The organism is Pseudomonas capeferrum, assembly GCF_000731675.1.
Classification (GTDB): domain Bacteria; phylum Pseudomonadota; class Gammaproteobacteria; order Pseudomonadales; family Pseudomonadaceae; genus Aquipseudomonas; species Aquipseudomonas capeferrum.
In genome coordinates, this window is the sequence record NZ_JMIT01000001.1 from 2,632,191 (window position 1) to 2,643,661 (window position 11,471).

The 11,471-nt window shown below is 65.2% G+C and carries 2 protein-coding genes; both read right to left on the reverse strand.

Going from position 1 to position 11,471, the window contains the following annotated elements; genetic code table 11:
* Positions 1 to 3: 3 nt before the first annotated feature.
* Positions 4 to 3,357 carry a non-ribosomal peptide synthetase gene (locus PC358_RS11710; protein ID WP_033699713.1) on the reverse strand — a complete coding sequence of 1,118 codons (3,354 nt, stop codon included), beginning with the start codon at positions 3,355 to 3,357 and terminating at the stop codon, positions 4 to 6.
* 259 nt (positions 3,358 to 3,616) lie between these two features.
* Positions 3,617 to 11,470 (reverse strand): non-ribosomal peptide synthetase, encoded by a 7,854-nt coding sequence (locus tag PC358_RS11715; RefSeq protein ID WP_033699715.1) that lies wholly within the window; start codon positions 11,468 to 11,470, stop codon positions 3,617 to 3,619.
* Position 11,471: the final 1 nt, after the last annotated feature.

Here is an 11,471-nt window from a genome sequence, read left to right on the forward strand (position 1 = left end):
ATCTCAAACTGCCTCAAGCTCGCTCATGAAGTCCTGGAGGTCGTCCAGGTCCGCATCGGTATTGGTATTCAAGCCACTGATCATGGCTGCGTATGCCTGCAGGTTTTCCGCCTGGAACAGCAAGGCGAGCGGCAGGTTGATGCCCAGCTCAACCTGCAGGCGAGCCATCACCTGGGTCGCCAGCAAGGAGTGGCCACCCAACTCAAAGAAGTTGTCGTAAAGGCCCACGTTGTCCAGCTTCAGCACATCGGCCCAGATCGCCGCAATCCGCTGCTCCAATGCACTTTGCGGCGCAGTGAACTGGCCCTGCAGCAGGCTGGCATCCGGTTGCGGCAGCGCCTTGCGATCCAACTTGCCGTTGCCGGTCAGCGGCAAGCTGGCCAGGAACAGCACATGAGCCGGCACCATGTAGTCCGGCAGGCTTGCCTTGAGCGCTTCGCGCAGGGAACCCCGCAGAAGAACCTGGCTTTCGAGGCTGTCCAGGACCGAGCTGTCACCCGGCACCACATACCCCACCAACTGCTTGCCCTGCGGGCCATCCTGAGCCAGCACCACGCCCTGACGCACAGCGCCCTGCTCCTGCAGGCGTGCTTCGATCTCACCCAGCTCGATACGGAAACCACGAATCTTCACCTGGTGATCAATTCGCCCCAGGTAGTCGATTACGCCATCACCGCCATAGCGGGCCAAATCGCCCGAGCGGTACAGGCGACCGCCCTGGCTATCGAAAGGGTTCGGCACGAAACGCTCAGCCGTCAACGCCGGACGACCGTGATAGCCACGCGCAAGGCCATCCTGGCCAATCATCAGTTCACCGTGGCTGCCTGGCACGATCGTGTTCAAGGTGCCGTCGAGCAAGTAGCAACTCAGGTCTGGAATGACCTCGCCAATGGGGCTGCTGCCAACACTCTTGAGATCATCCAGGCTGATCGGCCGGTAGGTCACATGCACCGTCGTCTCGGTGATGCCATACATGTTGATCAGGCGTGGCTGACGGTCGCCGAATACGTCGAGCCATGGCTTGAGGCTGCTCAGATCCAGCGCCTCACCGCCAAACACCACATACCGCAATGCCAGCTGGCTGCCGCCTCGCGCGGCTTCGCAGGCAAGCGGAATCAGTTGCTGGAATGCCGATGGCGTCTGGTTCAGCACCGTTACCTGCTCGCTGAGCAACAACGCATGGAAATCCTGCGAAGAACGCGCCACGTCTCGCGGCACGATGACCGCCTTGCCGCCATACAGCAGCGCGCCGTACAGCTCCCACACGGAAAAATCGAACGCGTAGGAGTGGAACACCGTCCACACGTCACTGGCGTCGAAGCGGAACCACTCCTGGGTGGCCGCGAACAAACGCACCACGTTATGGTGCGTCAACAGTGCACCTTTGGGCTTGCCAGTGGACCCGGAGGTGTAGATCACGTATGCCAGGTTCTGCGGCGATACCACGCAAGCCAGGTTGGCTTCGCTGTAGTCGGCCAGTGCCGTTTCGTCCAGATTCAGGCTTTGGATGCCTGTCGGAATGGGCAAGGCGTCACGCAAGTGGCTTTGGGTCAGCAACAAGCCGATGCCACTGTCCTCGAACAGGTAAGCGAGGCGATCCTGGGGGGACTCCGGGTCCAGCGGCACATAGGCGCCGCCCGCCTTGAGGATGCCGAGCAGGCCCACGACCATGTCCAGACTGCGCTCTACGGCAAGCCCCACCAGCACGTCGGGCCCCACGCCCAGTTCGCGCAGCTTGTGCGCCAGGCGGTTGGCGCGGCGGTTCAATTCGCCGTAGCTCAGTGTCTGAGCGCCAAAACTCACGGCGGGTGAACCAGGCGATAACTCGACCTGGGCTTCGATCAACTGATGGAGCGTGTGCTCGCTGGGGAATTTAGTCGGGTTGCGGTTCCAGTCCTGAACGATCCGAGCCTGCTCATGCTCTGCCAACAGAGGCAGGTCGGTAATGCGCTGCTCTGGTTCGCGGACGATTCCCTGCAGTAGATTCAGCCAATGATTGGCCATGTGCTCGACGGTCTTGGCCTCGAACAGGTCGGTGGCATAGGTCAGCGCAGCACTGATGCCTTGCTCATGCTCGAAGGTATCCAGGGTCAGGTCGAACTTGGCCGTGTGGCTGTCCCAGGCCAGCTCTTCCATTTCCAGGCCTGGCAAACTGCGGCGCTCGCCTTTGGCCTGGGTCTGGTGGTTGTACATCACTTGGAACAGAGGGCTGTGGCTGAGGTTGCGTTCGGTCTGCAGGGCCTCCACCAGCTGTTCGAACGGCAGGTCCTGATGCGCCTGAGCGCCTAGCGCACGCTGCTTGACCTGTTGCAGCAGCTGATTGAAGGTCATCTGCAGGTCGAATTCGGCGCGCAGCACCTGGGTGTTGACGAAGAAGCCGATCAGCCGCTCGGTCTCGACCCGGTTACGGTTGGCGACCGGCACACCGACGCGGATGTCGGACTGCCCGCTGTAGCGGTGCAGCAATGCCTGGAAGCTGGCCAGCAACACCATGAAGGGCGTGGCGCCCTGTTGCTGGGCCAATTGCTTCAGCGCGCCAGCCAACGTGTTGTCGATGGCCACGGTAATTCGGGCGCCCTGATAGCTGCTTATCGCTGGCCGCGGCCGATCGGCAGGCAACGCCAGCACGGGTTGCTCGTCACCGAGTTGCGCCGTCCAGTAGGCCAGCTGTCGCGCCTGCTCGCCGGCCTCCATCCAGTTACGCTGCCAGGTGGCGTAGTCGGCGTACTGCACCGGCAGCACAGGCAGGTCCACCTTCTGCCCTTGGCTGTAGCCGTGGTAGAGCTGCACCAGCTCATTGATCATCACGGGCATCGACCAACCGTCGGACACGATGTGGTGCAGGGTCAGCACCAGCACATGTTCGTCCTGTGCCAGGCCCAGCAACTTCACCCGCAGCAGCGGGCCGGTTTGCAGGTCGAAAGGCAGATGAGCTTCGTGCTCGACATGACCACGCACGCTGGCGTCATCGGTCTGCTCCAACTGCTCGAACATCAACTTGAAGGGACTGTGCGGATGGACCACCTGCACGGCCTGCTCCGCTTCCAGGCGGAACGTGGTGCGCAGGGTCTCATGACGGGCGATCAAAGCCTCGAAGCTACGCTGCAGGGCACCCGTGTCCAAATGCCCTTTGAAGCGCAGGACGGACGAGAGGTTGTACGCGGTACCCACCTCGCCCAGCTGTGACAGAATCCATAGCCGCTGCTGGGCATAGGAAAGCAGTACCGGCGCTTCTGGATCCCTCGGGAAGATCGGCGTGACCCCATACAGGTTGACGCCTTGTTTCTTGAGCAAGGCTGCCAACGCCTTACGTTTTTGGGTGGACAACGATACGACTGTATCGAGCAGCTCTTGCACAGGGAATCTCCTAAGAAATCAGCTCTTCAATTTCCTCCGTAGTTAGACGATTGAGCACTGCCAAGGATTTAGGCCCCCCTCGTGCACGATTCCCGTAGGAGCGGCCTTGCGTCGCGAAAGGGCTGCGTAGCGGCCCCTGGGTCTCAGCTTCGCCGCCTAAATTGCTGGGGCCGCTACGCAGCCCTTTCGCGACGCAAGGCCGCTCCTACACCGTTTGCGCCATGGGTGAGAGACGCGTTTAGTCTGCCGCGCGCAAAGACTAGGAAATCAGCTCATCGAGCTCCTCCGTGCTCAAGCTTTCGAGTAATGCCAGCGACTTGGCCAATTGGTCCTGGGTGGTGTCGACGACTGGCGCCTTACCTTCGAGCTGACGACTGAAGTCGGCCAGTACAGGGAACTCGAAGAGTTCTTTCAGTTCGGCCGAAACACCAGCTTGCTCCTGTATGCGAACGATCACCGAGGTGGCCAGCAGGGAGTGACCGCCCAGCGCGAAGAAATTGTCGGTCAACCCGACCCTCTCCAGCTTCAGCACATCCGCCCAGATCGCCGCGATCTGCTGTTCCAGCTCGCTCTGCGGCGCTACGTACTCGCCTTGCAGTTGGCTGGCATCCGGCTGCGGCAGGGCCTTGCGGTCCAGCTTGCCGTTCGGTGTTACCGGCAGCTTGCCGAGCAGCAGCAGGTGCGCAGGCACCATGTAATCCGGCAGGCCGACCTTCAGCGCCTCCCGCAGGCTGTCGCGCAGTGCGCCCTCGTCTTGCGTGCTGTCGGCCGGTACCACATAACCCACCAACTGCTTGCCGCTCAGGCCATCCAGGGCCAGTACCACCGCCTCCTGCACACTCGGCAGCTCCAGCAGGCGCGCTTCGATTTCACCCAGTTCGATACGCAAACCGCGGATCTTCACCTGGTGGTCGATACGCCCGGCGTAGTCGATCACGCCGTCGGCGTCGTAACGTGCCAGGTCACCGGTGCGGTACAGACGCCCGCCGTTGTCGCTGAACGGGTCTGGCACGAAGCGTTCAGCAGTCAGCGCTGGGCGCTGGTGGTAACCACGGGCCAGGCCCACGCCCCCCAGGTACAGCTCGCCGGCACTGCCGCGTACCGCAGGTTGCAGGCTGCCTTCGAGGATGTGGGCCTTGAGGTTGTCGATCGGCTGGCCGATCGGCACGCTGATGCTTTCGTCCGGCTGGCAGGTCCAGTGGGTGACGTCGATGGCAGCTTCGGTCGGGCCGTACAGGTTGTACAGGCCGGCCGCTGGCAGGCGCTGCAGGGTCTGGCGGGCCAGCTCGGCGGGCAGCGCTTCACCGCTGCACACCACGCGTTTGAGGCTGACGCAGCTTTCCACTGCTTCGTGGGTCATGAACGCCTGCAGCATCGACGGCACGAAGTGCAAAGTGCTGATGGCGTACTGGTTGATGGTGTCGACCAGCAGTTGCGGGTCGCGGTGGGCACCTGGCTGGGCCATGACCAGACGGGCGCCGGTCATCAGCGGCCAGAAGAATTCCCACACCGACACGTCGAAGCTGAACGGCGTCTTCTGCAGCACGCTGTCGCTGGCGTCCAGGCCGTAGGCCTTCTGCATCCACCACAGGCGGTTGACCAACGCCTGATGGCTGTTGCCGGCGCCTTTCGGGCGGCCGGTGGAGCCGGAGGTGTAGATCACGTAAGCGAGGTTCAGCGGCGCCACGTCGATGTTCGGGTTGGTGTCGCTGTAAGCACCGAGCTGCTCGGTGTCCAGGTCCAGGCTGCGCAGGCCGGCCGGGATCGGCAAGGCATCGCGCAGGTGCGACTGGGTCAGCAGCAAGGCGATGCCACTGTCGGCGAACATGTAGCTCAGGCGGTCTTGCGGGTATTCCGGGTCCAGCGGCACGTAGGCGCCACCGGCTTTGACGATGCCCAGCAGGCCGATGACCATCTCCAGGCTGCGCTCCATGGCGATGCCCACCAGCACGTCCGGGCCAACGCCCAGTTCACGCAGCTTGTGCGCCAGCTGGTTGGCTTGGCCATTGAGCTCGGCATAGCTCAGGGACTGCTCGCCAAACACCAGTGCCGGGGCGTGCGGGGTGGCAAACACCTGGGCTTCGATCAGCGAATGGATGCTGCGCTGATCCGGGTACGCCGCTTGGGTGTCGTTCCAGCGCTCGACCATCAGTTGCTCTTCTTGCAGGCCCAGCATCGGCAGCTCGCCGACCACTGCCTGCGCATTGGCAACCAGCGCCTGCAGTACGTTGGCGAAGCAACCCGCCAGTCGGCCAATGGCCTCGTCGCTCCACAGCGCACGGTCGTGGCTGTAGTGCATCGACAGGGTCGCGCCCAGTTCCACCACCAGGGTCAGCGGGTAGTTGGTCTGCTCCTGCACGGCCACGTCGCCAAAGCGCAACCCGCCAGGCGCGCCTTGCTGCAAGGCCTCGGACACCGGGTAGTTCTCGAACACCAGGATGCTGTCGAACAGCGCATCACCGCCCTGCCCTGCCCAGCGCTGCACGTCATACAGCGGGGTGTGCTCGAACTCGCGCACGGCCAGGTTGCTGGCCTGCACCTGGCCAATCCATTCGGCCACGGTCTGTTCGGCACGGGGTGCGCCGATCACCGGCAGGGTGTTGATGAACAGGCCGATCTGCTCTTCGACCCCAGCCAGGTCTGCCGGGCGACCCGCTACCGTGGCGCCGAAGCACACGCTGGCCTGGCCAGTGCAGCGCTGCAACAGCAGCAGCCAGGCCGATTGCACCAGGGTGTTGACGGTAACGCGGTTGGCGCGAGCAAAGGCTTCGATGCGCGCCGTCTGCTCCGCATCGAAGGCCAGGCGATGATCACCGTAGCCGGTGCCTGCAACCCCTGCGCTACCGGCAATGGCCTGGGCCAGCCGGGTCGGCTCGTCGAGCCCGGCCAGCTGGGCCTTCCAGAAGCTTTCGGCAACCGCTGTGTCCTGGCCTTGCAGCCAGGCGATATAGTCGCGGTAATGCGTGGCTTGGGCCTGTGGCGCCAGCCCCGCGTAACGTTGCAGCACTTCGCCCAGCAAACGCGAGGTGCTCCAGCCATCCATCAGGATATGGTGGTTGGTGTAAATCAGGTGGTGGCGCGCCTCGCCCGTGCGCACCAAGGCCAGCCGCAGCAGCGGCGCCTCGGCCAGTTCGAAGCCGCGCTGGCGCTCGCCCTCGGCCAAGGCCTGCAAGGCGGCTTCCAGCGCCGGCTGGCCACGCCAGTCATGCTCGCTGCACGGCAACGCTACCGACTTGCGCACCACTTGCACGGCCTGCTCCAGCTCGCCCTGCAGCACGAACCCGCTGCGCAGGATGTCATGGGCATCGAGTGCGGCCTGCCAAGCCTGCTTGAAGCGCTGCACATCCAGCCCTTCGACATCGACCCGCAACTGGTTGATGTAGTTGCCGGCCTGCTGGTCGTAGAGGGTGTGGAACAGCATGCCCTGCTGCATCGGCGACAGCGGGTAGACATCGGCGATCTGCCCCGGGGCCAGCGGCAAGCTGTCCAGCTGGGCCTGGGTGAGTGCCGCCAGCGGGAAGTCCGACGGCGTCACGCCCTGGTGCTGAGCCTGGCAGCAATGCTCGACCAGCTCGGCCAACGCCTGCTCGTAGGCCTGGGCCAGGTGCTGGATGGTTTCCGGGCGGTAGACGTCTTCGCTGTAGGTCCACTCCAGGAACAGCTCGCCGCCGTACACCTGGCCGGTGATGCTCAGCCAGTTGCCCAACTGCGCACCGGCGCATTGGGTGCGGCCGGCGCTTTCGCCGCTAGGGCTGAACGATGCCGCGTCGGCGGCGGTGAAACTGCCGTCGAACTGGCCCAGGTAGTTGAAGGTGACGCGTGCCTGCGCGGCGCCGCTGAGCCGCTCGCGGGTCTGGGCATCGCCCAGGTAGCGCAGCAGGCCATAGCCGATGCCTTTGTCCGGCACGGCGCGCAGTTGCTCCTTGATCGCCTTGATCGACTCGCCAACGGCCTGGCCAGGGGCCAGACGTACCGGGAACAGGCTGGTGAACCAGCCGACCGTGCGGCTGAGGTCAAGGTCGTCGAACAGGTCTTCGCGGCCATGGCCTTCCAGTTGCACCAGCACCTCATCCTGCGCGCTCCACTGGCACAGCGTGCGCGCCAGCGCGGTCAGCAGCAGGTCGTTGATCTGCGTGCGATAGGCAGCGGGGGCCTGCTTCAGCAACTGCGCGGTACGCGCGGCATCCAGGCGCGACGCAGCAGTGCGGGCGTGCTGGTTGCCCAGGCTGCCCTGCGGGTTGTCACGCGGCAGTTCTGCCGGGCTGCCTTGCAGCACCTGCAGCCAGTAGTCGCCCTGTGCCTGCAGCGCCGAGCTGCTGGCATGCGCAACCAGCCGCTCGGCCCAGGTTTTCACCGAGCAGGTCTTGGCTGGCAGGCTTACCGGCTGACCTTTGAGGCGTTGCTGATAAGCCTCTTGCAGGTCCTCGAGCAGCACCCGCCAGGACACGCCGTCCACCACCAGGTGGTGAATGACCAACAGCAAGCGCTGCTGGCCATCGGCGAGGTCGAACAGTTCGGCACGCAGCAGCGGGCCTTGCTCAAGGTTCAAGCTGGCCTGCACCTCGGTGCCAGCGGCGTCCAGTTCGCCCAGCGCTGCGAGGCTGCGCTGGCGCACCAGCGGCGCACTGTCCAGGGCCTGGAAGCGGGCCTGCCACTGGCCGTTCTGGCGGCTGAAGCGCAGGCGCAAGGCATCGTGCTGCTCCAGCACCGCACGCAGGGCCGACTCCAGGTGTTCCACCTGCACGCGCTGGGACGGTTTCAACAGCATCGACTGGTTCCAGTGCCCTGGCTGGGCGATGTCCATCTCGAAGAAGCGCGCCTGCGCGGGCAGCAGCACCACTTCACCGCTGACAGCGGTGTCCACCGGGGCAGCGGCTGCCGGCTGCTTGGCTTCGATGCGCTTGGCGACCTGGGCCAGTTGGCCGACGGTCTGCTGTTCGAACAGCTGCTTGGGGGTGATCTTGATGCCCTGGCGCTTGGCCCGGGCGATGATCTGCAGGCTGAGGATCGAATCGCCGCCCAGCTCGAAGAAGTTGTCGCTGCTGCCCACGCGTTCCAGCTTGAGCACGTCGGCCCATACCGCGGCCAGCTTCTCCTCGATGTCGCCTTCAGGCGCCACGTAACCACGGCTTACCGCGCCCGGCGCCGGCAAGGCGCGCTTGTCGAGCTTGCCGTTGGCGGTCAGCGGCAGACGCTCGAGCAACAGCACCTGCGCAGGCACCATGTAGTCGGGCAAGCGGGCCTGCAGTTGCGCCTGCAACTGCGGCACGGTCACGCCCGCTTCGGCCACCACGTAGGCCACCAGTTGCAGGCGCTCGGCATCGCCTTCCAGCGGCAATGCCAGGACCACGGCGTCGCTGACATCGGACAGCCCGGCGAGCACGCGACCGATTTCACCCGGTTCGACGCGATAGCCACGGATTTTCACCTGGTCATCGGCACGCCCGATAAATTCCACCAGGCCTTCAGCGCTCAACCGCGCCCGGTCGCCGGTGCGGTACAGGCGGGCGCCATCGGCCGCCGGCACGAAGCGTTCGGCCGTCAGCGCGGGCTGGCCCAGGTAACCCTGGGCAACGCCCTGGCCACCCAGGTAGAGCTCGCCGACCACCTGCGGCGCCAGCGGGTTGAGGTAGCCATCGAGCACTTCGGCGCAGGCATTGCCCAGCGGGCGACCGACCGGCACCGTGCGGCAGTTGGCCAGGCGCTGGTCGGGTTCGAAGGTGAGCACGCCGACCGTGGTCTCGGTCGGGCCGTAGTGGTTGATGACGCGGCATTCGGGGCGCAATGCGCGGATTTTTTCCAGCAGGCTCCAAGGGCATGCTTCACCGCCCAGAATCAGTGCTTCAGCAGGCAGCACATCGGCGGCGCAGGCAGCCTGCAGCAGGCCCTGCAGGTGGCTTGGCACCAGCTTCACCACGCCCACCTGATGCTGCGCCATGTAGCTGGCGAAACCATCCGGGTCGAAGGCCAGCTCCTGCGGTAGCAAATGCAGCAAGCGGCCCGAGGCCAGGGCGCCGAACAGTACGGTGTGGCCAAGGTCGGCGGCGGTGGTGGACACCATGGCCATGCTCGCCCCGACCGGCAGTTGCAGGCGTTCGAGCACAGCCTGGATATAGCTGGCCAATGCCCCGTGGCTGACCACCACGCCCTTGGGCTGGCCGGTCGAACCCGAGGTGTAGATCAGATAAGCCGGCTGCTCAGGGCTGACCGCGACCGCCAGCGGGCTGTCGCTGCAGGCCGCCCACGTCGGGGGCTCGCAGGCAACCGCCTGCAAGCCGTCGAGGCCAGCGAAGCGGGTATCGCCAGGCTCATGCAACAGCACGGCGGCGCCGCTGTCGACGATCAACTGCTGCAGGCGCTCTTGCGGCTGCTGGGTATCCAGCGGCAGGTAGGCGGCGCCGGTCTTGAGCACCGCCAGCAAGGCCGTGACCCAATCGATGGAGCGCGGCAGGCACAGGGCAACGATGCTGCCGGCACCGACGCCACGCTGGCGCAGGTAGTCGGCTACGCGGTTGGACGCAGCGTCCAGCCCGCCCTGGGTCATGAAGCGCTCACCAGCGCGCACGCCGCCCTGGGCCTGCCCTTGCGCCATCGCCTGGTGCCACAGGGCGAGGAAGTCGCGGTGCGGGTAGGTTTCTGCTGCGGTCGGCTGCTGCGCCGCTACCTCCAGGTGGTCGACGATCGGCTGCTGTTGGGCATGGCTCAGCACGTCCAGCACGCGCCGCAGCGAATCGGCGAGGCGCTGGATGGTGGCGGGTTCGAACAGGTCGGTGGCGTAGGTGAAGTACCCCTCGATGCCATCGGGTTTATCCGAGAAGTCGAACGCCAGGTCGAAGCGCGCATCGCCACCTTCACGGGCGAAGCCTTCCACCTCCAGCGTGCCCAGGCGCTTGCGCGACGCGTCGCCCGCCGCCACGTGCTGGTTGATCTTGAACTGGAACAGCGGGTTGTGGGCCAGGTTGCGCTCTGGCAGCAAGGCATCGACCAGGTGCTCGAACGGCAGCTCCTGGTGCGACTGGGCGCCGCCGATCACGTCCTTGACCTGCTCTAGCAGCTCGGCGAAGGTCGCGCGTTCGTCTACCTGCACGCGCAGCACCTGGGTGTTGATGAAGAAGCCGATCAGGCCTTCCAGCTCCTTGCGATTACGCCCCGCATTCGGCGCGCCGATGCGGATGTCCGACTGCCCGCTGTAGCGCGACAGCACCACCGCCATGGCCGCCAGCATCAGCACGAACAGCGTGTGCCCGCCCTTGCGCGCCTGGCTGCGCAGCGCTTCGGCCTGCTCGGCGCCAATCTGCAGTTTGAGCACCGCGCCGCGGTAGCTCGGCGTGGCGGGCCGTTCGAAGTCCAGCGGCAGGCTCAGCAGCGGCTGCTCGTCACCCAGTTGCGCCTGCCAATACGCCAGCTGGCGCTGGGCCTCACCGGCCTCGAGCCAGGCGCGCTGCCAGATCGCATAGTCGGCGTACTGGATCGGCAGGGCCGGCAATTGCGCCTCGCGGCCTTCAGCCAGGGCGGTGTACAGCTGGATGAACTCCTGCACCAGCAAGTCGCTCGACCAGCCGTCGGAGATGATGTGGTGCATGCTCAGGGCCAGCACGTGGTGCTCGGCGCTCAGGCGCAGCAGGGTGACCCGCATCAGCGGCCCGGTCAGCAGGTCGAACGGTTGCTTTAGCGCGGCATCGACGGCTTCGCTCAAGGCGGCTTCATCGTCGCCCGCCTGGAACTCGACCACGTCCAGCACCAGCGGGCAGGCGCCGAGAATCTCCTGGTGGAACTCGCCTTCATCCGAAACGAAGCGCGTACGCAGCGACTCATGACGGCTGACCAGCGCATCCAGCGCCTGCTGCAGCACCGTTAGCTCCAGAGCGCCCTTGAGGCGCACGGCCATCGGCACGTTGTAGGCCGGGCTGTCGGGTTCCAACTGCCAGAGAAACAGCAGGCGCTGCTGGGCAAACGACAAGGGAATGCGCGCCAGGCCCTGGCGTGCAGGCACGATGGGCAGCAGGCGGAAGCTCTGCCCGGTGGCCTGCATTTTCGCCAGGATCTGCTGACGCTGCTCCACAGTCAGGCTGACGAAGCGTTGGGCAATGCGTTGTGCGGGGGTGAGTTGCATG